The 22,317-nt window shown below is 64.4% G+C and carries 21 protein-coding genes; 7 read left to right on the top strand and 14 right to left on the bottom strand.

The annotated features are described in order from the left end of the window. Positions 1-75: 75 nt before the first annotated feature. Positions 76-375 carry a hypothetical protein gene (locus tag QSV36_RS13755; protein ID WP_289132368.1) on the bottom strand — a complete coding sequence of 100 codons (300 nt, stop codon included), beginning with the start codon at positions 373-375 and terminating at the stop codon, positions 76-78. Between the two features lie 155 nt (positions 376-530). Here QSV36_RS13755 and QSV36_RS13760 point away from each other — a divergent pair, with 155 nt between their 5' ends. Then, positions 531-959: a DUF2231 domain-containing protein gene (locus QSV36_RS13760; protein WP_289132369.1), complete on the top strand. Its 429-nt coding sequence runs from the start codon at positions 531-533 to the stop codon at positions 957-959. Next, the gene (locus QSV36_RS13765; RefSeq protein WP_289132371.1) at positions 956-2,248 is read left to right on the top strand and encodes a PQQ-dependent sugar dehydrogenase; all 1,293 of its coding nucleotides are present in this window, start codon (positions 956-958) and stop codon (positions 2,246-2,248) included. Before QSV36_RS13760 ends, QSV36_RS13765 begins: the two co-directional genes overlap by 4 nt. Before the next feature lie 76 nt (positions 2,249-2,324). Here the strand turns inward: QSV36_RS13765 and QSV36_RS13770 are convergent, their stop codons facing one another. Then, positions 2,325-4,457, bottom strand: a complete 2,133-nt coding sequence (locus QSV36_RS13770) for a TonB-dependent receptor (protein ID WP_289132373.1) — start codon at positions 4,455-4,457, stop codon at positions 2,325-2,327. Positions 4,458-4,680: 223 nt separating this feature from the next. On the opposite strand from QSV36_RS13770, the gene QSV36_RS13775 reads away from it, so the two are divergent. After that, a complete protein-coding gene (locus QSV36_RS13775) occupies positions 4,681-5,262 on the top strand; it encodes a hypothetical protein (RefSeq protein WP_289132375.1) in 582 nt (193 codons plus the stop codon). A 282-nt stretch (positions 5,263-5,544) separates the two neighbouring features. Continuing rightward, positions 5,545-6,063 (top strand): DMT family transporter, encoded by a 519-nt coding sequence (locus QSV36_RS13780; protein WP_289132377.1) that lies wholly within the window; start codon positions 5,545-5,547, stop codon positions 6,061-6,063. Here QSV36_RS13780 and QSV36_RS13785 read toward each other — a convergent pair whose 3' ends face one another. Continuing rightward, positions 6,064-6,972 (bottom strand): LysR family transcriptional regulator, encoded by a 909-nt coding sequence (locus QSV36_RS13785; protein WP_289132379.1) that lies wholly within the window; start codon positions 6,970-6,972, stop codon positions 6,064-6,066. A gap of 200 nt (positions 6,973-7,172) precedes the next feature. Between QSV36_RS13785 and QSV36_RS13790 the strand changes: the two genes are divergently transcribed. Both QSV36_RS13790 and QSV36_RS13795 read left to right on the top strand, forming a co-directional pair. Continuing rightward, positions 7,173-8,147, top strand: coding sequence for a quinone oxidoreductase family protein (locus QSV36_RS13790; protein WP_289132381.1), 975 nt, complete (start codon positions 7,173-7,175; stop codon positions 8,145-8,147). A 33-nt stretch (positions 8,148-8,180) separates the two neighbouring features. Continuing rightward, positions 8,181-9,101 carry a LysR family transcriptional regulator gene (locus tag QSV36_RS13795; protein WP_289132382.1) on the top strand — a complete coding sequence of 307 codons (921 nt, stop codon included), beginning with the start codon at positions 8,181-8,183 and terminating at the stop codon, positions 9,099-9,101. A gap of 53 nt (positions 9,102-9,154) precedes the next feature. On the opposite strand, the gene QSV36_RS13800 is transcribed toward QSV36_RS13795, so the two are convergent. Further along, complete coding sequence (locus QSV36_RS13800; RefSeq protein WP_289132383.1) at positions 9,155-9,484, bottom strand: hypothetical protein; 330 nt, start codon at positions 9,482-9,484, stop codon at positions 9,155-9,157. Positions 9,485-9,679: 195 nt separating this feature from the next. Between QSV36_RS13800 and QSV36_RS13805 the strand changes: the two genes are divergently transcribed. Continuing rightward, positions 9,680-10,429, top strand: a complete 750-nt coding sequence (locus QSV36_RS13805) for a FadR/GntR family transcriptional regulator (protein WP_289132384.1) — start codon at positions 9,680-9,682, stop codon at positions 10,427-10,429. Positions 10,430-10,518: 89 nt separating this feature from the next. Here QSV36_RS13805 and QSV36_RS13810 read toward each other — a convergent pair whose 3' ends face one another. The 10 genes from QSV36_RS13810 to QSV36_RS13855 all read right to left on the bottom strand — a co-directional run bounded on the left by QSV36_RS13810 (position 10,519) and on the right by QSV36_RS13855 (position 22,306). Continuing rightward, positions 10,519-12,099, bottom strand: coding sequence for an aldehyde dehydrogenase (NADP(+)) (locus QSV36_RS13810; RefSeq protein ID WP_289132385.1), 1,581 nt, complete (start codon positions 12,097-12,099; stop codon positions 10,519-10,521). Between the two features lie 181 nt (positions 12,100-12,280). Next, positions 12,281-13,834 carry a galactarate dehydratase gene (gene garD, locus QSV36_RS13815; protein WP_289132387.1) on the bottom strand — a complete coding sequence of 518 codons (1,554 nt, stop codon included), beginning with the start codon at positions 13,832-13,834 and terminating at the stop codon, positions 12,281-12,283. A gap of 77 nt (positions 13,835-13,911) precedes the next feature. Beyond that, positions 13,912-15,273, bottom strand: a complete 1,362-nt coding sequence (locus QSV36_RS13820; RefSeq protein ID WP_289132389.1) for an MFS transporter — start codon at positions 15,271-15,273, stop codon at positions 13,912-13,914. A 101-nt stretch (positions 15,274-15,374) separates the two neighbouring features. Further along, entirely contained in the window at positions 15,375-16,286 is a 912-nt protein-coding gene (gene kdgD, locus QSV36_RS13825; protein ID WP_289132391.1) for a 5-dehydro-4-deoxyglucarate dehydratase, read from the bottom strand. A gap of 369 nt (positions 16,287-16,655) precedes the next feature. Beyond that, positions 16,656-17,465 (bottom strand): gamma-glutamyl-gamma-aminobutyrate hydrolase family protein, encoded by an 810-nt coding sequence (locus QSV36_RS13830; protein WP_289132394.1) that lies wholly within the window; start codon positions 17,463-17,465, stop codon positions 16,656-16,658. 420 nt (positions 17,466-17,885) lie between these two features. After that, positions 17,886-18,668 carry an amino acid ABC transporter ATP-binding protein gene (locus QSV36_RS13835; protein WP_289132396.1) on the bottom strand — a complete coding sequence of 261 codons (783 nt, stop codon included), beginning with the start codon at positions 18,666-18,668 and terminating at the stop codon, positions 17,886-17,888. 23 nt (positions 18,669-18,691) lie between these two features. Then, the gene (locus tag QSV36_RS13840; RefSeq protein WP_289132399.1) at positions 18,692-19,936 is read right to left on the bottom strand and encodes an NAD(P)/FAD-dependent oxidoreductase; all 1,245 of its coding nucleotides are present in this window, start codon (positions 19,934-19,936) and stop codon (positions 18,692-18,694) included. 17 nt (positions 19,937-19,953) lie between these two features. Further along, positions 19,954-20,664 (bottom strand): ABC transporter permease, encoded by a 711-nt coding sequence (locus QSV36_RS13845; protein WP_289132402.1) that lies wholly within the window; start codon positions 20,662-20,664, stop codon positions 19,954-19,956. Then, positions 20,661-21,380: an ABC transporter permease gene (locus QSV36_RS13850; protein WP_170030245.1), complete on the bottom strand. Its 720-nt coding sequence runs from the start codon at positions 21,378-21,380 to the stop codon at positions 20,661-20,663. Before QSV36_RS13850 ends, QSV36_RS13845 begins: the two co-directional genes overlap by 4 nt. 173 nt (positions 21,381-21,553) lie before the next feature. After that, positions 21,554-22,306 (bottom strand): transporter substrate-binding domain-containing protein, encoded by a 753-nt coding sequence (locus QSV36_RS13855; protein ID WP_170030244.1) that lies wholly within the window; start codon positions 22,304-22,306, stop codon positions 21,554-21,556. Positions 22,307-22,317 lie beyond the last annotated feature (11 nt).

Here is a 22,317-nt window from a genome sequence, read left to right on the forward strand (position 1 = left end):
TCGCCGTGAGAGGGGGCTTGTCTGAGGCGTGACCCGTGAAGTGGCGCAGGGGCCTCGGTTGTGGTTCATACAAGCTCAATTCTTGCACTTGGCCATGACAACCTGGCACGTTCTCGGGGAGCCCCCCGACCGGCTGGCATAACGCACGCAGTTGTCCAGCGACTTCTTGCGGGCGATGCTCAAGGTATCGCCCCACGCCAGGCCACCTTCGCCAGTGGTGGGGACGGCTTTGGCGAAGCAGTTGGAGCCTATTGTGCGTGCCGCATGGTAGGCCTTGCCGGTTTTGCTGGAGCAACCGGCCACGAGCACCAGGCTGAGGGCCAGCAGGGTGGTCAACGCCCATGATGAATTCGGGCGAATCGGGTTGCTGCTCATCGGTTGTCTCCTTGCGCCAACGCCTCGCAGCATAGGCCATTCAAACCAAACGGTGAACTATCGCCTTGTCGGGAGGCTCCTTTGCTAGGCGCGCCCCGTGCACGCCTGGTGGCCACGCCATCAGCCCTTGGGTCACTGAATGAAAAGGAGGCACCGTGACCGTATCCGACCAAACCCTCTATCGCTGTACACCCGGCCCGCTACATGCATTGCTGTTGGCCGGCAGCGTTCCGTTGTTCCTCGCTGCGCTACTCAGCGACATCGCCTACTTCAACAGTTACCAGATCCAGTGGAGCAACTTCGCCGCCTGGTTGATCGCCGGCGCCCTGGTGTTCTGCGGGCTGGCGCTGTTGTTCGCGTTGGCCAACCTGGTCCGTGCCGAGCGCAAGCGTGGCCGGCCGACGCTGTACTTCGTGCTGCTGCTGGTGACCTGGGTACTGGGCCTAGTCAATGCGTTCGAACATGCCAAGGACGCCTGGGCGGTAATGCCGTCCGGGCTGGTGCTGTCGGTGATCGTGAGCGTGCTCGCGACGGTGGCTGCCTTCACCGGTTTGAGCGGCCTGCGCTCGGGAGGTGCAGCATGAAGCTTGTGCCTGCGTTGAGCCTGTTGAGCATGGCCTTGCTGCTGGCTGCTTGTGGGGGTGATGGCGAGCCGACCCAGGCGCTTGGGCCCGACCCGAAACTGCCAGCGCCACAACGTGGCCTGCTGCCGAGCATGAAGATCGCCCAGCCGGCAGCCTGGGGTGAGCAGAGGCCGACGGTGCCTGAAGGCTTCAGCATAACCGCCATTGCCACTGGCCTGAAGATCCCGCGGCAGACCCTGGTGTTGCCCAATGGCGATATCCTGGTTGCCGAGGGCCGCGGTGGCAGCGCGGCCAAGCTCAAGCCCAAGGATGTCATCGCCAGCCAGATCAAGGCCAAGGGCAATACCCAGGTCAAGGGTGGCAACCGCCTGACCTTGCTGCGCGATGCCGATGGCGACGGTCGCTACGAGGTGCAGACGGTGTTTGCAGAAAACCTCAATGCGCCGTACGGCCTGGCCTTTGCCGACGGCAAGCTGTACGTGGCCAACCAGGATGCCCTGGTGCGCTTCGACTACCAGGACGGCCAGACTCGGGCCGATGGTCCGCCAACCAAGGTCACCGACCTGCCGGCTGCGATCAACCACCATTGGACCAAGGCGCTGACCATCAGCCCGGATGGTCGTTACCTGTATGTGGGCATCGGTTCCAACAGCAACATTACCGAGCGTGGGCTGGAAGTGGAGATCGACCGGGCCATGGTCTGGCAGGTCGACGCTGCAACCGGTGCGCACCGGCCCTATGCCACTGGCCTGCGCAACCCGACGGCGCTGGCCATCCAGCCGCAGACCGGGCAGCTGTGGGCGGTGGTCAACGAGCGCGACGAACTCGGGCCTGACCTGGTGCCGGACTACCTGACCTCGGTGCGTGAAGGGGGGTTCTATGGCTGGCCTTACAGCTACTGGGGGCAGAACGTGGATGAGCGGGTACGGCCGCAGAACCCGGAAAAGGTAGCGGCGGCGATCAAGCCGGATTACAGCCTCGGCTCGCACGTGGCTGCATTGGGCATGGCCTTCTCCATCCCGGCCATGGGCGAGCGCTTCGCCGAGGGTGCCTTCGTGGGTGAACACGGTAGCTGGAACCGGCCCAACCCGGTGGGCTACAAGGTGATCTTCGTGCCGTTCAGCAATGGCAAGCCGGCAGGCGAGCCGATCGACTTCGCCACAGGTTTCCGGGCTGAGGATGGCAACACCCGCGGCCGGCCGGTGGGGGTGACGGTGGACCCGCGTGGTGCGTTGATCATTGCCGACGACCTCGCCAATACGGTCTGGCGGGTAACGCGCAACCGCTGATGGTGCATGCGACAGGAGCGGCCTTGTGTCACGAAAGGGCCGCTCCTGCAGAGGGCGCGAGCTGCTTGCCCCGCGATCAGAAGCGGTAGTTGAAGCTGGCTTCCAGCGTACGCGGTGCACCTGGAGTGATCAGGTCCACCGAGCCGTGCGCAGAGGCATAGTAGTCGCGGTCGAACACGTTCTTCAGGCGCAGCGCGGCATCCCACTGTGGCACGCTGTAGAGCAGCGCGGCGTCGAAGGTGGTGTAGCCCGGCATCACCACTACGTTGTCCAGCGCGGTGTAGCGCTCATCGACGTAGTTGGCACCGGCGGCCACGCGCCATTGCGGGGTCAGGGTACGCACCAGCCAGACGTTGGCGCTGTTGCGCGGCGTCAGGGTCGGGGTCTGGCCTTCGTTGGCCACGCCATTGGTCTTGCTGTTGGACTTGGTGATCTCGGCGTCCAGGTAGGCGTAGCCGGCGTAGATCTGCCACTTGTCGCTCAGCTGGCCGCTGACGGTGGCTTCGAAGCCGTCGGTGCGCTGCTCGCCAGCCAGCACGGTGAGGTTGGGGTTGGCCGGGTCGGCGGTCTTCATGTTGGTGCGCTCGAGGCGGAACAGCGCTGCTGTCAACGACAGGCGGCTGTCGAGCAGGTCCCACTTGGCGCCGATTTCGTAGTTGGTGGTTTCCTCCGGCTCCAGGTGCTGGTTGCTCGGGCTGACCGCGAACACCTCGCCCGAAGGCTGGTAACTGCGGCTGACCGAAACGTAGTAGGACTGGATGGCATCCGGCTGGTAGACCAGGCCGGCGCGCGGGCTCCAGGTCTTGTCGGTGCGGTCGAGGTCGACATTCTGCGTGCGGTCGTCGTCGTATTCCTGGCCAAAGATGTCATAACGCACACCGACCAGCGCTTTCCAGTGCTCATTCAGCTCGATCATGTCCTGAACGTACAGGCCAGTGGTCTGCTGGAAGTTGGTGCCCTTCGACGACAGGTTGGCGGCGTGTTCCGGTACCGGCACCAGGGCGTCGCGGTACACCGGCACCTGGGCCACGTTGCTCTGGCTCAGCACCCGCTGGTACTTGTCCTGGAAGCCAACCTCCACGCCATACAGCAGGTTGTGCTGCATCCCGGCCAGTTGCGCCTGTTGCTTGAGCTCGGTCTGGTTGAACATGCCGTATTCGTCACGGGCGACGTTGCCGCGGTTGAGCTTGACCAGCAACTCGCCATTCGGCGCAGTGACGAAGCGCGTCGGGCTGCTGTCGGCGAGGGTGTTGTTGCGGTCCAGGTCGTAGCGGTAGTAACGGCTGGTGTTGGTCAGGGTAAGGTCGTCATTGATGCGGTAATCCAGGCTTGCGGTCAGCGAGAACACTTCGCTGCGGGCATAGTCCTGGTCGGCATCGCCGGAACCGAAGCGCTTGTCACGGTGCACATCCACCGGGCGGTTGCCCAGGGCCGGGATGCCGAAGTCGATCAGCCGCTTGTCGTACAGGTAGGTGGCGCCCAGGTTCAGTTCCAGGTCGTCGGAGAGGCGGAAGTAGGCCGATGGCGCGATGGCCTTGCGGTCAATGTAGCCATCATCGCGAAAGGTGTCGCTGTCTTCGAAGGCGCCGGTCACGCGGTAGGCCTGATTGCCCTGCGGGTCGGCCCAGCCACTGTCGAACTGGGTGCGGCGCTTGCCCTCGCTGTCGAAGCTCATGCCGACTTCGCGCTTGGGCGTGAAGCTGGGTTTCTTGCTGATGCTGTTGATCAGCCCACCTGAAGAGCCACGGCCATACAGCACGGCGGCGGGGCCCTTGATGACCTCGACCCGCTCGATATTGGACAGGTCGCGGAAGTACAGCGCGTCGTCGCGCACACCGTCGATGTACATGTCGCCGATGGCGCTGAAGCCACGAATGGTCACCTGGTCGCGCTGGCCGTCGCCATTGGACAGACCGACGCCAGGCACATTCTTCAACACGTCTTCCATGGACTGCGCGCCCTGGTCCCTGATCACGCTTTCCGGCACGACGTTGACGGTTTGCGGGATATCGCGCAGCGGGGCGTCGATCTTCAGCGCACTGCGGCTTTCACCGGCTTTGTAGCTTTGTTGCTCGTAGGCGCTGGTGACGGCGGTAGCGGGCAGGGCCAGGGAACCCTGCGGCTCAGGTTGAACGGCCGCGTGAACAGCAGGCACAACCAGAATGCCCAGCATGGAAAGCGATGCTGGGGCAACAGACTTTTTTGCCATTACAGGTGACTCTTTGTTGTATTTGAGAGCGCGAATAGTAATGATTTGTAAACGTAAAGCAAGTGTAAAGAATTCGCATTTGCTATTGCAATGACGAGCAGGTCAACGGAGCAAGGAGTGCGCTGCAGCAGGTAGTCAGGCAGGTCGGCTGGCAGCGGCTATGCTTGTCAGCGCGTGAACAGTTTGCGCAACCATCCGGTCTTGATTACAGGGAAGCAGGCCTATGAATCCAATCCGCTCCATCGCTCGTGCTGTCGCTCTGGCCACGCTGGCCTGCGCTGCCAGTTTCACCGTGCACGCCGCTGGTATCCCCATCGGCAGCGAGGCGCTGGAAAGCCACGTCACCACGCAAGTCACGGCCATCGATCTGGCCAATCGCCAAGTCACGGTGAAAGGCCCTGATTCCAGGAAGGATGTGACCTTCCAGTTGACGGAAAAGGCCAAGGCGCTGCCCAACCTCAAGGTGGGCGATCAGGTCGATATCTATGTGACACGTGCGGTGGCCTACGTGTTGAATCCGGAAGTGGGCGGGGCGCCCAAGGCCACTGACGAGTCCGGTACCATTCGTGCCACGGCGGACAACCCCAACCCCGGTGGCGAGGCGTTCCGCCAGGTCAAGGTCACTTCGCAGATCAAGAAGATCGACCTCGAGCAGCATGAAGTCAGCTTGCTGCCACCGGAAGGCAAGCTGCAGGTGGTCAAGGTCGAGAACCCCGACCTGCAGGCACGCATGAAAAACCTCAAGGTCGGGCAGACCGTCGACGCGATCTACACCGAAGTGCTGCGCGTCGAAACCTCACGCTGATCTCACCTACCGCCGACCTCGGCTGCTGCCGGGGTCAGGCTTCGGCTGGCGCGGGCCTGTATCCGCCGCGAGGCCTTGCAGGCAGGCGGGTGTTGTTGAAACAGCCGTAGCACCCCGTCAGCGCTGGCTTTTGCCGGCATCGTTGAGCCCGTAGGCGACCGAGTCTCTGGAGCTCGTCGACCATGCATGCGACGAATAGTGCGCGTGCAGCATTTTGATTTCCATCAGTTTCACCGATTGCACATCATGGCCGCATCCATCCATACGATGAGGAAGACGGTCGTGGTCAGTAAATCGATGTTCCTGCTGGCATTCCCCGTGGCCATGGCGTTGCTTGCCGGTGCCGTGTTGCCGTTCCAGGCTGCGGGCAACGCCGCCGTCGGGCGCGCACTGGGGCACTGGTTGTGGGCGGCGTTCACCTCCTTGACAGTGAGCTCACTGGTGGTGATTGCTGCGTTGCTGTTGTTCAGGGTACCAGCGCCCGACCTCGGCAAGGCCCTGCAGGGGCCTTGGTGGCTGTGGATCGGGGGGGTACTGGGAGCCCTGTACGTGGCCGGCGCGGCAGCGCTGACACCCAGGCTGGGCGCCGCGGGATTTCTGGTGTTGGTCGTGGCGGGGCAGATCATCACGGCGGTGGTGGCCGACCACTTCGGGTTGATGGGGCTGGGCGGCAAGCCACTCAGCCTGGCCAGGGTGGCTGGCGTGGTGCTGATCCTGGCGGGCGTGCTGCTGGTGCAGGGCGATTGGGTGGCGGGCGCACCGGCCAGCACCGCGGTGGTTGCGAAGCAGCCGGAGGGCTGATCAGGGCTCTGGCTGGCTGCAGGCCCGCACGGTTTCGCGCAGCCAGCGGTGCCCCGGGTCGTTGTCCTTGCGAATGTGCCAGGCTTGCTGGTAATCGAATGGGGCGATGGTCAAGGGTGTGGCGAACTGGCGCAGCGTCGGATGCCGCTGCAGCGATCCTGCTGCCCGCCGCGCTACGGTAAGGATCAGGTCGGTACCGGCCAGCACTTCGACGGCCGCGCTCCAGTGGGGTAACGCCAGGGCAATGCGACGGCGCAGCCCCAGCGCGGCCAGGGCACGTTCGATCTCATCGAAAGCATCCGGGCGCATCGCCATCAACACATGCGGGCGGGCCAGCCAGTCCTCCAGGGCCAGGCCACCGCTGTCGGGCAGCACCTGGCAATCAGCGACGCTGATGAAGTCGTCGGCAAACAAGGCCTCGGTAGTGATTTCTTCGGGCGGGTCGGGGAACAAGCCCATTGCCAGGTCCAGTTCGCCATCGAGCAATTGCGCCAACATGGCTTCGCGGCTGGCCTGGCTGATGGCCAGGTCCACTCCCGGGGCGACTTGGCGCAAATGCCTCAGCAGGGGCGGCAGGATGATGCGAGACGCGTAGTCCGACAGCGACAGGCGGAAGCGACGCTGGGCCTTGGCCGGTTCGAATTGCGGGGTGGCCAGCAGGCCGTTGAGGTTGTTCAAGGCGTCTTGCAAAGGCCTGGCAAGCGATTGGGCGCGGCTGGTCAGGACCATGCAGCCATTCTGGCGGACCAGCAAAGGGTCGTCGAAATGCTTGCGCAACTGCGCCAGCGCATGGCTGACCGCAGGTTGGCTACGGTGCAGGCGCAGGGCAGCACGGGTGACGTGCTTTTCACATAGCAAGGCGTGCAGGGCCAAGAGCAAATTGAGGTCTATCTTGCGCAGTTCATCCATGGGGCGAATAGCCTGGGTCCGGCGTGACGGGTGCAATCAGCTTAACAAATGCAAATGCTGATGCGGGGCCGCGCCGTACTCGGCAGTAGGGATACTGTCATTACTGCAAACGGTGCAGGAATGATCTGCTTCCGGGCGGATTGTTCAATCATCCTTGCCTGATTAGCCTGACCCGAACACCTACCCGACAGGATTCGATCATGCCTACCCGCATCGTTCTCAACAGCACTGGCACTGCCGATGTGCTGCAGCTTGAACACCTTCCAGTACAAGCTCCAGGGCCCGGACAGGTCTGGCTGGAACAGACAGCCATCGGCGTGAACCCGCTGGACGTGCTGCAACGCAAGGGCGGTTCCCCGCTGGCCTTGCCGTCCGGGCTGGGGCTGGAAGGTGCCGGGCGGGTCGCTGCCATCGGGGAGGGGGTGGACAACGTGCAGGTGGGCGACCGGGTTGCCTATGCGATGGGCCCGGTTGGTGGCTACGCCAGCGCTCGCCTGTACCCGGCCGAACGGTTGGTAACACTGCCTCCGTCTGTTGACGACCAGGCTGCTGCGGCGGTCTTGTTCAAGGGCATCACCGCGCAATACCTGCTGAAAACCACCTATGCCGTGGGCCCGGGTACGCAGCTGCTGTTGTACGGTGCTGCTGGTGCACTGGGCCAGCTGATGGTGCCGTGGGCACGTCACCTGGGCGCGACCGTGATTGGCGTGGTGTCACGCCCGCAAAGCGTGGCACGGGCACAAGCGGCGGGCTGCCACCACGTGCTGGTGTTCGATGCGTCCACCTTGGCCAGCCGGGTGCGCGAACTGACTCACGGGCAAGGGGTGGACGTGGTGTACGACTGCGTTGGCAAGGCATCGCTGGACGCCTCGCTGGACAGTCTGCGGGTGCGTGGTTTGCTGGTGTCGTTTGGCGGTACCTCTGGTGCGCCGTCAGCCATCGAGGTTGCCACGCTCAATGCCAAAGGGTCGTTATACCTGACCAGGCCTTCGCTGGCGGCGCATACCCGTACGGTCGATGAGTATCAGCAGCGCGCCGCCGATGTGCTGGCGGCGCTCGCCGAGGGTATCATCCAGCCTCGGGTCTGGCGTCGCTACCCGCTGGCTGAAGCGGCAAGGGCCCATGAGGACCTGGAGCAAGGCTTGTCGGAAGGCGCGCTGGTGCTCACCACCTGAAAACCGCTACCTGATTCCACTCCGAGCCTTGTCATGGATGCCTTCGATAGCCGCCGCGCCGATGAACTCGCCACCTTGCTGGCCCTGCATGAGCAGGGGTCGTTTGCCGCTGCCGGGCGGCAGCTGGCACGCCACCCCACGGTGTTGTCGAAGCGCCTGACTGCCCTGGAAGCGCGCCTGGGGATCCGCCTGGTGGAACGCAGTACGCGGCAGCTGCGCTTCACCGATGAAGGCGAACGGCTGGTGAGCAAGGTACGGGAGGCCAACCGGCTGATTGCCGAGGCAGAGCAGGAAGCGGCCGAAGGCGCGGCTACGGTCCGTGGGCGCCTGCGCCTGGCATTGCCGGCCGCCATGGGGCGGCGCTGGCTGAGCGGGATGCTGGCCGACTTCGTGCTGGCCTACCCGCAGGTGATGGTGGATGCCGAGTACGCAGACCGTTTCGTCGACCTGATCGGTGAGGGTTTCGACGCCGCCATCCGCATTGGCGAACTGGCTGACAACCGCCTGGTGGCGACGAAGCTGTGTGATCACCGGCGCATCCTGTGCGCATCGCCCGACTACATGGCCCGGCATGGCGCACCTGTACAGCCTGAGGATTTGTCCAAGCATAATTGCTTGTGTTTCAGTGGGTTGCGCAGCTTTCCTGATTGGCGAATGATGAATGGCGGGCAGCAGGTGAGTGTCAGGGTTGCAGGTAGCCTGCGCAGCAATGACAACGAAGCCTTGCTGGCAGCGGCGCGGCGTGGCGTGGGTATTCTGGCGGGAGGAGACTGGTTGATGGGCGAGGACCTGGCCAGCGGGCGTCTGGTGCGGGTGCTGCCAGAATGGCAACTGGATGTGGCGGCAGGCATCTACCTGGTGCGGCCTACCGCGCGCCTCAACACTGCCGCCTTGGGGGCTTTCAAAGCCTGGCTGGAAGCTTGCTTCGAGGCTGGCGCTCCCTGGCGTCCCTGACACCCTCCTGTAAAACATCAAGTTTTCACAATAACTTATTGATTTTTATCAACTTAACGTCTTGCTACGGCATGCTGCACACACTGCTCGTAGTAGGTCTGCCTGATCGCCGCCGGCTTGAGCCGCGAGCGGCTGTTGTAGGTCTGCTCGGTAATCCCGAAGGCGGTCATGCGCATCCACGGTTTGGCGAACTTGCGTACCTGCAGCTTCTTGCGGGTGGCATACAGCGTTACCCCGGAAAGCTTGGCCTGCTGGGCCTCGGCGGCGATCTGCGCGCCCCAGTCGCAAGTGTGGCGATCGTTCTGGCTCAATGCCCGTGCCTGGGCGCCGAAAGCGAGCGTAGCCAGCAGGCAGCCGGCCATCGTTGCTAGAATTACGCGCATGTTGCTGTCCTAAACGTCTGACGGAACAGGGAGTTTGCCTTCGCTTCGGGAAGCCGGGGGCCAGCAATTTGCCGTCAGTGGCAAACGCCGTGTCGCGACCGACGACGAGATCGAGAAATACCGCACCGTATGTATGTGATCGTACAACTGCTTGCGCTATGATGACGGCTGTCTTTCTAGGTGAAATACAGCGTAATGACAGAGCAGCAGGTACAGCCAAGGACCCGGCGCAAGCCGCGCAGCCTGGCGCAGGAACTGGTCACGGTGCTGACCGAGCGCATTCGCAGCGGCCAGCTCAAGCGCGGCGACAAGCTGCCGACCGAATCGCAGATCATGGCCGAAGAAGGCGTCAGCCGCACGGTAGTGCGGGAGGCCATCTCGCGGCTGCAGGCTGCCGGGCAGGTCGAGACCCGCCATGGTATCGGCACCTTTGTCCTGGACGCGCCGGCCACGGGTGGCTTCCGCATTGACCCGGCGACCGTCGTCACGCTGCGCGAAGTGCTGGCGGTGCTGGAGTTGCGCATTGCCCTGGAGATCGAGTCGGCAGGCCTGGCAGCACAGCGTCGCAGCGATGAACAGCTGGCCGGCATGCGTGCGGCGCTGGATGAAATCAACGAAGGGGCAGCCCACGCCAGCGATGCGGTGTCGGCCGACTTCCAGTTCCACCTGCGCATCGCCCAGGCCAGCGGCAACCACTACTTCGCCGACATCATCAACCACCTGGGCACCAGCATCATCCCGCGTACCCGGCTGAATTCGGCGCGGCTGGCGCATGATGACCAGGCCCACTACATGGGCCGGCTGATGCACGAGCACGAGGCGATCTACGAAGCCATCGCCCGCGGTGACAGCGAAGGGGCCAAGATGGCCATGCGCATGCACCTGAGCAATAGCCGTGAGCGTTTACGACAGGCCCATGCCGAAGCCGAGGCGCAGGGGGCCTGAACCCCTTGGCTGGCAGCGCCGGCCTGTTCGCCGGCACGCCGAAAGAAAAGCCCCGCCATGCGCGGGGCTTTGTTGTTTCGGGCAACCGGTCAGATCGGCCCTTCACGCCATTGGCCATTCACCAGCCGACGCAGCCCCAGCGGGTTGTCATCGCGCAGTGCCGCGGGCAACAGGGCCTGCGGGTAGTTCTGGTAGCACACCGGGCGCAGGAAGCGGTCGATGGCCAGGGTGCCGACCGACGTGCCGCGCGCATCCGAGGTTGCCGGGTAGGGCCCGCCGTGCACCATCGCCTCACATACCTCGACACCGGTCGGGTAGCCGTTGACCAGAATCCGCCCGACCTTTTCTTCCAGCAGTGGCACCAGCCAGGCGAAGGCCTCGAAGTCCTCAGGCTCGCCGATCAGCGTCGCGGTCAGTTGCCCACGCAGGCCGAGCAAGGCGCTGCGCAATTGCGCGTTGTCCTGCACTTCGACGGCCACGGTGGTGGGGCCGAACACTTCTTCCTGCAGCAATGGGTCGGATTCGATCAGCAAGCGGGCATCGGCCTTGAACAGCTGCGCACGGGCCTGGCTGCCTGCCTGAGCCTGGCCAGCCAAGTGCTGGATACCGGCGTGGGCCTGCAAATGCTCCAGGCCAGCAACGTAGCTGCGCAAGCCTGCGGCGTTGAGCATGGTCTGGCCGGCTTGTTGAGCCAGATGGTGGCCAAGATCGGCCAGCAACTGGCTGTACTGCGGCGACTGCAGGCCGATCACCAGGCCCGGGTTGGTGCAGAACTGGCCAGCGCCGAGGCAGACCGAACCCGCCAGTTCGCGGGCAATCGAATCACCACGCTTGGCCAGGGCGCCCGGCAGGATGATCACCGGGTTGATGCTGGACATCTCGGCGAACACCGGAATTGGCTGCGGGCGTTCGGCGGCCATGCGGCACAGCGCGTCACCGCCTTTCAGCGAACCGGTAAAGCCAACCGCCTGGATTGCCGGGTGCTTGACCAGCCACTCGCCGACGCCGCCACCGAAGACCATGTTGAATACCCCCTTGGGCATCCCGGTGCGCTCGGCGGCGCGCTGGATGGCGCAGGCCACCAGGTCGGCCGTGGCCATGTGGCCGCTGTGGGCCTTGAACACCACCGGGCAACCGGCGGCCAGGGCGGCGGCGGTGTCGCCCCCGGCGGTGGAGAAGGCCAGCGGGAAGTTGCTGGCGCCGAACACGGCAACCGGGCCGACGCCGATGCGCATCTGGCGCAGGTCGACGCGTGGCAACGGCTGGCGATCGGGCAGGGCGAGGTCGATGCGCGCACCAAGGAAATCACCGCGGCGCAACACCTGGGCGAACAGGCGCATCTGGCCGCTGGTACGCCCGCGCTCGCCTTGGATACGCGCTGTGGGCAGGGCGGTTTCGCGGCAGACGATGGCGACGAAGGCGTCGTCCAGCTCATCCAGTTCGGCGGCAATGGCGTCGAGGAATTCGGCGCGCCGCGCCGGGGCCAACTGGCGGAATTCGGCAAAGGCTGCAGCAGCGGCCTTGGCCGCCTGGTCCACTTCGCCTTCGGTAGCCTGGAAGAAACTGTATGGCAGCGCCTCGCCAGTGCTGGCGTCCAGGCTCTGCAGACGCTGTTGGCCTGCGGCGCTACGCTGGCCGGCGATGAAGTTGTGGCCGAGGATTTCAGGCATGGAGTGCTCCTGTGGGCTTAAGGGTGAAATGGGCGGAGTGCAATCGGTAGGTTGGCGCGGCCCCCTGTGGGAGCGGGCGCGCCTGTGAAGCAGGCGACCCGGTGTCTGGCACCTGCTGCGCCGGTGTTTGCGGGCACGCACGCTCCCACAGAGATCGCGACACCGTTGAGAGGACTGGGCATCAGGTAATCGGCGCCGGGTTGAACAAGGTGATGTCGTTATGCAGGCGGTGCTGCTCGGCCCAGGTCCGCTTGCGGCCGCTGGCCACGTCCAGGTAGTAGTGGAACAGCTCCCAGCCCAGCTCTTCGATGGTCGCGCGACCGCTGGCGATGCGCCCGGCATCGATATCGATCAGGTCGGGCCAGCGTTGGGCCAGTTCGCTGCGGGTGCAGACTTTGACCACCGGCGCCATGGCCAGGCCATAAGGCGTGCCGCGGCCGGTGGTGAATACATGCAGGTTCATCCCGGCGGCCAGTTGCAACGTGCCGCAGACAAAGTCGCTGGCCGGGGTGGCGCAGAAGATCAGGCCTTTGCGGTTGGCCCGCTCGCCCGGGCCGAGCACGCCCTGGATGGCGCCGCTACCGGACTTGACGATCGAGCCCAGGGACTTCTCGACGATATTCGACAGGCCGCCTTTCTTGTTGCCCGGCGTGGTGTTGGCGCTGCGGTCGGCGGCGCCTTGCTGCAGGTAGCGGTCGTACCAGTCCATTTCGCGTACCAGGGCGTCTGCGACCTCCTGGTTTTCCGCCCGCGAGGTGAGCATGTAGATGGCGTCGCGCACTTCGGTCACTTCCGAGAACAGCACGGTGGCGCCGGCGCGTACCAGCAGGTCGGCGGCGTAGCCCAGCGCCGGGTTGGCGGTGATGCCCGAGAAGGCGTCGCTGCCCCCACACTGCATACCCAGGATCAGTTCGCTGGCCGGCACGCTTTCGCGGCGGCGCTGGTCGAGTTTCTTCAGGCGGGTCTCGGCCAGTTCCATGATCTGTTCGATCATTTCCACAAAGCCCAGGCTGGCGTCCTGCAGGCGGTACAGCCACGGGTCGCTGAGGTCCACCGACGGGTCGTTGTCGTGCATCACCTGGCCGGCCTGCAGCTTTTCGCAGCCCAGGCTGATGACCAGGGCTTCGCCGCCCAGGTTGGGGTTGCGCGCCAGGTTGCGCACGGTGCGGATCGGGATGTAGGCATCGCGCGCGTTGATCGCCACGCCGCAGCCATAGCTGTGGGTGATAGCCACCACGTCATCGACGTTGGGGTACTTGGGCAGCAACTCGCTGCGAATGCGCTTGACCGCATGCTCCAGCACGCCGGCCACGCACTGCACGGTGGTGGTGATGCCGAGGATGTTGCGGGTGCCGACGGTGCCGTCGGCGTTGCGGTAGCCTTCGAAGGTGAAGCCTTCGAGCGGCGGCAGCGGCTGCGGGACGGCGTCGCAGCGTGGCAGGCTGTCCAGCTCCGGGGCGGCCGGCATGGCCAGTTGGCTCTCCTGCACCCAGCTGCCTTGACGCAGGTCTTCCAGCGCGTAACCGATGATCTGCCCGTAGCGGCGTACCGGTTCGCCCTTGGCGATGGCCACGGTGGCCACCTTGTGGCTCTGTGGCACGCCCTCGACCAGGGTCAGGCCGTCGGCGAAGCGGGCGCCTTCGCCCAGGCCGCCATCATTGACCACCACCACGACATTGTCGTCGTCGTGCAGGCGGACGTAGCGGGGCGAGTCGGAATGTTCGATCAACTGCATGTTCGGGCCCTACTTGTCAGGTTCTCAGGCTTTTGTACATCCGCCCGCGCGGGGGTGGCCGACGCGGGCATGTTCACTCAGTGGCGCGAGCCGGCCAGTTCGCTGCCGACCGCTGGCTCGGCGTCAGGCTTTGCGCTTTCACGCAGCTCGATGCGCTTGATCGGGCCGACGATCACCAGGTAGCTGAACACCGCTACCAGTGCGTTGGCGCCGACATAGACCAGGGCCCATTTGAACGAGCCAGTGGCGCTGATGATGTAGCCGATCACGATCGGCGTGGTGATCGAGGCGATGTTGCCGAAGGTGTTGAACAGCCCGCCCGACAGCCCGGCGATCTGTTTCGGCGAGGTGTCGGCGACCACCGCCCAGCCCAGCGCGCCGATGCCTTTGCCGAAGAACGCCAGGGTCATGAAACCGACCACCATCCACTCGGCATCGACATAGTTGCAGAACACCATGCTGGTCGACAGCAGCAGGCCGCAGACGATGGGCAGCTTGCGCGAGAAGGTCAGCGAGTTGCCGCGGCGCAGCAGCCAGTCGGAGATCACCCCGCCCAGCACACCGCCGATGAAGCCGCAGATCGCTGGCAGCGAGGCAATGAAGCCGGCCTTGAGGATGGTCATGCCGCGCTCCTGCACCAGGTATACCGGGAACCAGGTGAGGAAGAAGTAGGTGATGGCGTTGATGCAGTACTGGCCCAGGTACACGCCCAGCAGCATGCGGCTGGTCAGCAGTTGCCTGATGTAGCCCCATTTCGGGCCGTCGTTGCCGCGTTTCTGGTCCATGTCCACCAGGCCGCCATTCTGCTCGATATGTTCGAGCTCGGCAGGGCTGATACGCGGGTGTTGACGCGGGTTGTAGATGGTCTTCAGCCAGACCATGGAGAACACGATACCCAGTGCGCCCATGACGATGAACACGTGCTCCCAGCCGAAGCTGAACACGATCCAGCCCATCAGCGGTGCGAACAGGGCCGTGGCGAAGTATTGCGCCGAGTTGAAGATGGCCGAGGCAGTGCCGCGTTCCTGGGTCGGGAACCAGGCCGCGACGATGCGGGCATTCCCCGGGAACGACGGGGCCTCGGCAAAACCAACCAGGAAGCGCAGGGTGAACAGTGTCACCACTGCCCAGGCCACCGCCAGGCCACCGACAAAGCCTTGCAACAAGGTGAACAACGACCAGGTGAAGATACTGAAGGCGTAGACGTTCTTCGAGCCGAAACGATCGAGCAGCCAGCCGCCGGGAATCTGACCCGCCACGTAGGCCCAGCCGAAGGCGGAGAAGATATAACCCAGGGTGACGGCATCGATGCCGAGGTCTTTCTGCAGGCTGGAGCCTGCAATGGCGATGGTGGCGCGGTCGGCATAGTTGATCGTGGTCACCAGGAACAGCATGAACAGGATCAGGTAGCGCACATGCGTCTTTTTGCTCGCTTGCATGCTGGCAATACTCCCACTAGTTATTTTTGTGCGGGCTCACGAATGGTAACCGGAGTGGCTGGCCACTCCGGGGGCGGCATCTGGCAGGCCGCTGGCTGCCCTTATTGCGGGCCCATCTTGTCCATCAGCGCGGCGAGCTGGTCGTACTCATCGGCAGTAAGGTCGGTCAGCGGGGTACGCACCGGGCCTGCGTCGTAACCGGCAATCCTGGCGCCGGCCTTGACGATACTGACGGCGTAACCGGCCTTGCGGTTGCGGATGTCCAGGTAGGGCAGGAAGAAGTCGTCGATCAGCTTGGCTACGGTGGCGTGGTCGTCACGGGCAATGGCGTTGTAGAAGGCCATGGCGGTCTTCGGCACGAAGTTGAACACGGCGGAGGAATACACCGGCACACCCAGGGCCTTGTAGGCAGCAGCATACACCTCGGCGGTCGGCAGGCCACCCAGGTAGCTGAAGCGCTCGCCCATGCGGCGACGGATCGACACCATCAGTTCGATGTCGCCCAGGCCGTCCTTGTAGCCGATCAGGTTCGGGCAGCGCTCGGCGAGCTTTTCCAGCAGGTCGGCGTTCAGCCGGCAGACGTTACGGTTGTATACCACTACACCAATGTTCACCGATTTGCACACGGCTTCGACGTGCGCTGCAACGCCTTCCTGGCTGGCTTCAGTCAGGTAGTGCGGCAGCAGCAGCAGGCCTTTGGCTCCCAGGCGCTCGGCTTCCTGCGCGTACTCGATGGCCTGGCGGGTGGCACCGCCGACGCCGGCGAGGATCGGTACCGAGGTGGCACAGGTGTCGACCGCGGTCTCGATCACCTGGCTGTACTCGCTGGCGGCCAGGGAGAAGAACTCACCGGTGCCGCCGGCGGCGAACAGGGCGCTGGCGCCATAGGGGGCGAGCCATTCCAGGCGCTTGACGTAGCCCGCCGGGTTGAAGTCGCCCTGGGCGGTGAAGTCGGTGACAGGGAAGGACAGCAGGCCGTGGGAGAGGATGGATTTCAGTTCTTGTGGCGTCATTGTTGTAGGCATCCTGTGGCGCTTGGGGTGAAGGGTGTTGTTCTGCGTTTGAGGTAAGTTATCGTACAACTTGTGCGATGACTAGTACCTCTTGGGAATTTTTTGCGCGGAGGCCAGGGGATTGGTTTTAGATGTGTGTGGTTGCGTAAATCGAGCGCCGCGCGGGCGGTGCTCGATCTCACAGGCGCAGGAGATCTAACGACAACCATTCGGCAGTCATCATATCTCTTAAAGGGAAAAAAGATCGCGGAGACAGGCACAAGCCCGCCGCCCGCATCCACGGGAAGTGTTCTGGGACCAGCAGAGGGTGACCGGGGAAGCGGGGGCGGCCTTGCGCCGCCCCGCGATCAAAGCGCAGTAAAGCGAAGGTCAGGCAGCCTGCTGGCGCTTGATCTGCGCCTTGCGTACCTGGGCCCGGCACGCATCGCCGAAGGCCTGGAAGATCTTGATCGAGTCCGGGTTGCTCGCCGCTTGCCACTCCGGGTGCCATTGCACGGCGAACAGGAACGGCGAGAGGCTTGGGGCGTGAATCGCCTCGACCAGGCCGTCTTCGGCGTGGGCGATGGCCTCGATGCCGGCGCCGAGCTTGCGCAGGCCCTGGCCATGCAGCGAGTTGACGCGAATTTCGTCGGTACCCAAGGTGTCACGCAGCCAACTGCCAGGCGCGATCTTCACGCCGTGCACCTGGGCGTATTGCACCTCGACCGGGTCTTCGGGGTTTTCCCGGTGGTCGTTGAAACCGGGCTCGGCGTAGACCTTCTGGTAGATGTCGCCACCCAGGGCCACGTTGATTTCCTGCATGCCACGGCAGATGCCGAAGATCGGCAGGCCACGCTTGAGCGCTGCCTTGACCAGCGGGATGTCGAACAGGTCGCGGTTCTTGTCCTGGGCCTTGCCGGGGGTTTGGTTTTCCTGGCCATACAGGGCCGGGTCAATGTTGCTGCCAGCGCCGGTCAGGTACACGCCGTCGGCCATGTCCAGGTAGGTTTCGAGGTCATCGATGCCGCAGCAGGTGGGGACCAGCACCGGTACGCAATCAGCGAATTCGACCAGCGGAGTGATGTATTTGTGGGTCATGACCTGGTAGTCATGGCCTTTGCGCTCCTGGCTGCCCATGGTCATCAGGACGACGGGTTTGCGCAGGGAAGGTTGCTTGTTGCCAATGTTGCTGTTGGACATATGTCACCTTGGGACAGGTTCGGCCTGTCGTTGTTGTGCAGGTGCACGGCGCTTGGCCTTGGGTGCAGCCTGTAGCCCCGAGCACTGCCGGCTCGTCAGAGGCGACGATTCCGGTCGGGGCTTGTAGATAGCTTGCCAGAGCCGTTCGATATGTCAAACGACTGGAGGGGGCTTGAATGCGTGGAATGCACCGGTTTTTGCGGGCTGAAACCGATGCAGGCCTGTGGCGGCGTGGGTTTGCTGGGTGCTGTGGTCAATAATATTTAACGATGCAGTCGGGTCTTTGCAGCGGTGCAATGAAGGTGTTGCCTGTGCCGGCCTCTTCGCGGGTAAAGCCGCTCCCACAGGATTAGCTTGGCCTTCACGGCCAATGATGAACCTGTGGGAGCGGGTTTACCCGTGAAGCGGCCGGTACAGGTCTCAGTGCAGTATCTGCGCCAGGAACCCCTTGGCCCGCTCGGTACGCGGCTGGTTGAAGAATACCTGCGGCGGGCTGTCCTCGATGATCTGCCCGCCCTCGAGGAACAGCACCCGCTCGGCGACCTGCCGGGCGAAGCCCATTTCATGGGTCACGCAGAGCATGGTCATACCCGTGCCAGCCAGTTGCACGAGGACATCCAGGACCTCGGCGACCATCTCCGGGTCCAGCGCCGAGGTGGGCTCGTCGAACAGCATGATGCGTGGCTTCATGCACAGCGCCCGGGCAATCGCCACCCGCTGCTGCTGGCCACCGGACAGCTGGCTGGGGTACTTGTGCGCCTGGCTTTCGATGCCGACCTTGCTCAGGTACATGCGCGCCCGCTCTTCGGCGTCCTTGCGCGACAACCCGCGCACGCTGGTGGGGGCCAATAGGCAGTTGTCCAGCACGCTCATGTGCGGGAACAGGTTGAAGTGCTGGAACACCATGCCGATATCGCTGCGCACCCGCGCCGCTTCGCGGCTGGTGGCTGCCAGGTCGATGCCGTCCACCATGATGCTGCCCTGTTGGGCCACTTCCAGGCGGTTGATGCAACGGATCAGCGTCGACTTGCCCGAGCCGGAAGGCCCGCAAAGTACGATGCGTTCGCCTTCGCGCACCTGCAGGTCAATGTCGCGCAGCACATGGAATGCGCCGTAGTGCTTGTTGAGGCCCTCGATGCGGATCAGCACCGGGCGTGGGTCGGGTTCGGGGGCGAGGCTGGCAAGGCTCAGTGGTGCGGTCATGTTTGTTGTTCTCCCGCGTGGGTTCAGTCGAAACGGGTCGCGCTATAGGGCGCGGGGTCGGTGAAGGGGCGTTCGCCGGTGACCAGTTCGGCCACCAGGCGGCCGCTGACCGGGCCCAGGGTGAGGCCGTGGTGGGCATGGCCGAAGTTGAACCACAACCCTGGGTGGCGCGGAGCCGGGCCGATCACCGGGCGCATGTCCGGCAGGCAGGGGCGGCGGCCCAGCCAGGGGGTGTCGTCCAGGCGCTCGCCCAGCGCCGGGAACAGCTTGCGTGCCAGGGCTTCGCAGCGGCCTAGCTGAATCTGGTTGCCGGGTGCGCTGCTGGCCGCGAACTCGATGCCGGTGGTCAGACGCACGCCGCGGGCCATGGGCGCCAGCACGTAGCCGCCCTGGGTATCGCAGATGGAATGCTCCAGCTGCGCGCCGTCGCGGGTGCTGTAGTGCATGTGGTAGCCACGCTTGATCGCCAGCGGGATCTCATAGCCCAGGCCGCTGAACAGGTCGGCGGACTGTGGGCCGAGGCAAGCCACCACTTCATCGGCGGTGATCGGGCCGCGGCGGCTGTCGACCTGCCATTGGCCGCCGACCTGGCGCAGGCTGCGGGCATCGCCATGCAGGAACTGCCCGCCGCGCTGCAGAAACAGGCTGGCGTAGCCGCGGGTGAGGGCGCCAGGGTTGTTCACGGTCTTGGGGTCGAGCCAGTGAATGCCACCGACCACGGTGGCGTCCAGCTGCTGCTCGCGGGCTTGCAGTTGCCCGCATTCAAGAATTTCGAACTGCAGGCCATAGCGGCTCAGGCCTTTGGCGTCGGCCTTGGCCTGCGCGAACAGCGCCGGGTCGCGGAACACTTCGATCCAGCCTTTGGCCTGCACCAGGCCTTCCAGGCCGGCGGCAGCGATCAGTGCATCGTGTTCCTCGACGCAGCGTTGCACCAGCGGCAGCATGTCGGCGGCAGCCCCGGCCAGGCGCCCTGGGGCCGACTGGCGCCAGTAACGCCACAGCCACGGTGCCGCCTTGGGCAGGTGCAGCAGACTGTAGCGCACATCGGGCTGGCGGTTCAGGCCATAGCGCAGCAGCGCGCCCAACTGCCGGGGGAAGGCGTAGGGGATGACGCTGGAGCGCTCAATCAGCCCGGCATTGCCGTGGCTGGTGCCGCTGCCCGGTTCGTCGCGGTCGATCAGGATCACCTGGCGCCCGCGGGCCTGCAGGTGCAGCGCGGTGCTGACGCCGACGATGCCGGCGCCAAGGACAAGGGTCTGGCAATGCATTGGAACGTATCCTTCGGTCAATTCAGGTGGCGGCCCAGGCGGGCTTCCAGGTGTTTCAACAGACGTCGTACCAGTTCGACGATCAGCAGGTAGAGCACGGCGGCCCACAGGTAGATCTGGAAGTCGAAACTGCGCGAGAAGGCCAGTTTGGTCACACCCATCAGGTCGTAGATGGTCACCAGCGAGGCGATCGCGCTGGCCTTGATCATCAGGATCAGTTCATTGCCCAGCGGGCCGATGGCCACCAGCAGCGACTGCGGCAGGATCACCTTGAAGAAGGTGGTGGAGCGCTTCAGGTTCAGTGCCCGCGCTGCTTCATGCTGGCCAGGAGCCACGGCCATGAGGCTGCCGCGGAAGATCTCGGCCTGGTAGGCGGCAGTGTTCAGGGTGAATGCCAGCAGGGTGCAGAACCACGCCTCGCGGAAGAACCACCACAGACCGACGTCCTGCCAGAAGCCTTTGAGCGAGCCCAGGCCGTAGTACAGCAGGAACAGCTGGGCCAGCAGTGGCGAGCCGCGGAAGAAATATACGTAGCCGGCCGCCATGCGTTGCAGCAGCAGGCTGCGCGACATGCGCGCCAGGGCCAGCAGCAGGCCCAGTACGGCACCCAGGCTGAAGGAAATCGCCACCAGCTTGGCGGTCACCAGCAGGCCGTCGAGGAAGCGCGGGCCGTAGCGCTCCAGCAGGTTGGGGTCGACAACCAGCGCCAGCAGTTGTTCGAGGCTCATGCGCGTGCTCCTTGCAGGTGGCGGTTGCTGCGCCGTTCGATGAAGGCGAACACGCGCCCGGAGAGGGCGGCGAACAGCAGGTAGCCCAGGCAGGCGACGCCATAGAAGAACATCGGTTCCTTGGTCACGCTGACGGCCAGGTTGGTCTGGCGCATCAGGTCGACCAGCGAGATAGTGGACACCAGGGAGGTATCCTTGAGCAGCGACAGCCAGTTATTGGACAGGCCGGGCAGGGCGATGCGGGTCAGTTGCGGCAGCAGCACCTTGAAGAAACCGGTGCGTTTGCTCAGGCCCAGCGCCGAGCACGCTTCCAGTTGGCCCTTGGGCAAGGTCTTGAAGGCTGCCAGCCAGATCTCGCTGGAGAAAGCGGCGAACACCAGGCTGAAGGCAATCATCGCGGCGAGGAATGTATTGATCAGGAACTCGCCCGGATAGCCCATCGCCGCGAGGATCTTCTGCGCGGCGATCTGGCAGCCGTAATAGATGATCAGCAGCGTCAGCAGTTCGGGCAGGCCACGGAACACGGTGGAGAAGGTGGTGGCCCAGAGCCTTGGCAGGCGCTTGCGCGAGCGTGCCGCGAGGGCGACCAGCAGGCCCAGCGGCAGGCCGACGGGCAGGCAGGCCAAGGCCAGGGACAGGGTGACCAGGGCGCCGGCCAGCAGCGCCTGGCCCCAGCCTCCGCTGGCGAAGGACAGCAAGGACAATTGATCGAGCATGACAAACCCCTTGGGCGGGTAGGTGCGATCTCTGTGGGAGCGGCCTTGCGTCGCGAGAGGGCTGCGAAGCGGCCCCAGGATTCATGCAACGGCACAGATTGCCGGGTGCCGCTGAGCGGCCCTTTCGCGACGCAAGACCGCTCCCACAGGGGTTGCGCAAACCTTCCTGAAGATCAGTTGTAGATATCGAAAGCGAAGTACTTGCTGGCGATCTTCTGGTAGGTGCCGTTGGCCACGATCTGTTGCAGCGCGGTGTTCAGGCGCTGGCGCAGGGCTTCGTCGTCCTTGCGCACGGCGATCGCGGCGTCGGCCTTGGTGTTGGCCACGTCACCGAGGATCTTGCAGCAGTCCCCGCCGTTCTTGGTCATCCACTCCTGCAACGGGAACTTGTCGGCAATCACGCCGTCCAGGCGGCCAGCGGCGAGGTCGGCGTTGGCTTCGTCCATGGTCGGGTACAGCTTCACATCGGCGCCCGCCTTGGCATAGACGTCTTCGGCATAGATGGCCTGGGTCGACGACGACTGGGCGCCCACGGTATAGCCATCGAAGTTGGTCTGGGCGTCGCTGATCTTGCTGTCCTTGGCCACGGCGACGGTCAGCGGTGTGCGGTAGTAGTGGTCGGTGAAGGCGATCTTCTTGCGCCGCTCCTCGGTGTTGATCATCGAGGCCACCACCGCGTCGTACTTGCGTGCCATCAGGGCAGGGATGATGCCTTCCCAGTCCTGGGCCACCAGCGTGCATTCGACTTTCATCTGCTCGCACAGGGCGTGGGTGATGTCGACATCGAAGCCATGCAACTGGTTATTGGCGTCGACATAATTGAAGGGCGGGTAGGCGCCCTCGGTGGCGAAGCGCAGGGTTTCGGCACTGGCGGCGCCCGACAGCAGCAGGGCGCACGCACCCACCAAGGCCATGGTCTTGTTCATCTCGCACCTCT

Origin of the sequence: Pseudomonas sp. BCRC 81390 (assembly GCF_030341915.1) — a bacterium.
Classification (GTDB): domain Bacteria; phylum Pseudomonadota; class Gammaproteobacteria; order Pseudomonadales; family Pseudomonadaceae; genus Aquipseudomonas.

What these genes read in the sequence shown, in the direction of transcription:
- QSV36_RS13755 (WP_289132368.1), bottom strand. Translation starts at nt 375, where the DNA reads ATGAGCAGCAACCCGATTCGCCCGAATTCATCATGGGCGTTGACCACC.
- QSV36_RS13765 (WP_289132371.1), top strand. Translation starts at nt 956, where the DNA reads ATGAAGCTTGTGCCTGCGTTGAGCCTGTTGAGCATGGCCTTGCTGCTG.
- QSV36_RS13770 (WP_289132373.1), bottom strand. Translation starts at nt 4,457, where the DNA reads ATGGCAAAAAAGTCTGTTGCCCCAGCATCGCTTTCCATGCTGGGCATT.
- QSV36_RS13775 (WP_289132375.1), top strand. Translation starts at nt 4,681, where the DNA reads ATGAATCCAATCCGCTCCATCGCTCGTGCTGTCGCTCTGGCCACGCTG.
- QSV36_RS13785 (WP_289132379.1), bottom strand. Translation starts at nt 6,972, where the DNA reads ATGGATGAACTGCGCAAGATAGACCTCAATTTGCTCTTGGCCCTGCAC.
- QSV36_RS13790 (WP_289132381.1), top strand. Translation starts at nt 7,173, where the DNA reads ATGCCTACCCGCATCGTTCTCAACAGCACTGGCACTGCCGATGTGCTG.
- QSV36_RS13795 (WP_289132382.1), top strand. Translation starts at nt 8,181, where the DNA reads ATGGATGCCTTCGATAGCCGCCGCGCCGATGAACTCGCCACCTTGCTG.
- QSV36_RS13800 (WP_289132383.1), bottom strand. Translation starts at nt 9,484, where the DNA reads ATGCGCGTAATTCTAGCAACGATGGCCGGCTGCCTGCTGGCTACGCTC.
- QSV36_RS13805 (WP_289132384.1), top strand. Translation starts at nt 9,680, where the DNA reads ATGACAGAGCAGCAGGTACAGCCAAGGACCCGGCGCAAGCCGCGCAGC.
- QSV36_RS13810 (WP_289132385.1), bottom strand. Translation starts at nt 12,099, where the DNA reads ATGCCTGAAATCCTCGGCCACAACTTCATCGCCGGCCAGCGTAGCGCC.
- garD (WP_289132387.1), bottom strand. Translation starts at nt 13,834, where the DNA reads ATGCAGTTGATCGAACATTCCGACTCGCCCCGCTACGTCCGCCTGCAC.
- QSV36_RS13820 (WP_289132389.1), bottom strand. Translation starts at nt 15,273, where the DNA reads ATGCAAGCGAGCAAAAAGACGCATGTGCGCTACCTGATCCTGTTCATG.
- kdgD (WP_289132391.1), bottom strand. Translation starts at nt 16,286, where the DNA reads ATGACGCCACAAGAACTGAAATCCATCCTCTCCCACGGCCTGCTGTCC.
- QSV36_RS13830 (WP_289132394.1), bottom strand. Translation starts at nt 17,465, where the DNA reads ATGTCCAACAGCAACATTGGCAACAAGCAACCTTCCCTGCGCAAACCC.
- QSV36_RS13835 (WP_289132396.1), bottom strand. Translation starts at nt 18,668, where the DNA reads ATGACCGCACCACTGAGCCTTGCCAGCCTCGCCCCCGAACCCGACCCA.
- QSV36_RS13840 (WP_289132399.1), bottom strand. Translation starts at nt 19,936, where the DNA reads ATGCATTGCCAGACCCTTGTCCTTGGCGCCGGCATCGTCGGCGTCAGC.
- QSV36_RS13845 (WP_289132402.1), bottom strand. Translation starts at nt 20,664, where the DNA reads ATGAGCCTCGAACAACTGCTGGCGCTGGTTGTCGACCCCAACCTGCTG.
- QSV36_RS13850 (WP_170030245.1), bottom strand. Translation starts at nt 21,380, where the DNA reads ATGCTCGATCAATTGTCCTTGCTGTCCTTCGCCAGCGGAGGCTGGGGC.
- QSV36_RS13855 (WP_170030244.1), bottom strand. Translation starts at nt 22,306, where the DNA reads ATGAACAAGACCATGGCCTTGGTGGGTGCGTGCGCCCTGCTGCTGTCG.